This is a genomic window from Ensifer sp. SSB1, assembly GCF_016652895.1.
GTDB lineage: Bacteria > Pseudomonadota > Alphaproteobacteria > Rhizobiales > Rhizobiaceae > Ensifer.
The window spans coordinates 1-1,178 of record NZ_JAEPRP010000372.1 but is presented as its reverse complement, the minus strand read 5'-3'; the positions used below and the strand labels follow the sequence as shown (position 1 = coordinate 1,178).

Annotated in this window: 1 protein-coding gene; it reads left to right on the top strand. The window is 60.2% G+C overall.

Going from position 1 to position 1,178, the window contains the following annotated elements; genetic code table 11:
- Positions 1-1,176: elongation factor Tu (gene tuf, locus I8N66_RS37425; protein WP_034795467.1), on the top strand; the 1,176-nt coding region annotated here is incomplete at its 5' end.
- Positions 1,177-1,178: the final 2 nt, after the last annotated feature.

Genomic DNA, 1,178 nt, shown 5'->3' with positions numbered 1-1,178 from the left:
ATGGCAAAGAGCAAATTTGAGCGCAACAAGCCGCACGTTAACATTGGCACGATTGGCCACGTTGACCATGGCAAGACGTCGCTGACCGCAGCGATCACGAAGTACTTCGGCGAGTTCAAGGCGTATGACCAGATCGACGCCGCGCCGGAAGAAAAGGCCCGTGGTATCACCATTTCGACGGCGCACGTTGAGTATGAGACGCCGAACCGTCACTACGCTCACGTTGACTGCCCCGGCCACGCCGACTACGTCAAGAACATGATCACCGGTGCAGCGCAGATGGACGGTGCGATCCTGGTTTGCTCGGCCGCTGACGGCCCGATGCCGCAGACCCGCGAGCACATCCTGCTTGCTCGCCAGGTTGGCGTTCCGGCAATCGTCGTGTTCCTCAACAAGGTCGACCAGGTTGACGACGCCGAGCTTCTCGAGCTCGTCGAGCTGGAAGTTCGCGAACTTCTGTCGTCCTACGAATTCCCGGGCGACGACATTCCGATCATCAAGGGCTCGGCTCTTGCTGCTCTGGAAGATTCGGACAAGAAGATCGGCGAAGACGCGATCCGCGAGCTGATGGCTGCTGTTGACGCCTACATCCCGACGCCTGAGCGTCCGATCGACCAGCCGTTCCTGATGCCAATCGAAGACGTGTTCTCGATCTCGGGCCGTGGCACGGTTGTGACCGGTCGCGTTGAGCGCGGCATCGTCAAGGTCGGCGAAGAAGTTGAAATCGTCGGCATCCGCGACACGTCGAAGACGACGGTTACGGGCGTTGAAATGTTCCGCAAGCTGCTCGACCAGGGCCAGGCCGGCGACAACATCGGCGCGCTGATCCGCGGTGTTAACCGTGACGGCGTTGAGCGTGGCCAGATCCTGTGCAAGCCGGGTTCGGTCAAGCCGCACAAGAAGTTCATGGCTGAAGCCTACATCCTGACGAAGGAAGAAGGCGGCCGTCATACGCCGTTCTTCACGAACTACCGTCCGCAGTTCTACTTCCGCACGACGGACGTAACGGGCATCGTTACGCTTCCGGAAGGCACGGAAATGGTTATGCCGGGCGACAACGTCACGGTTGCCGTCGAGCTGATCGTTCCGATCGCGATGGAAGAAAAGCTGCGCTTCGCGATCCGCGAAGGCGGCCGTACCGTCGGCGCAGGCATCGTTGCCTCCATCGTCGAGTAATC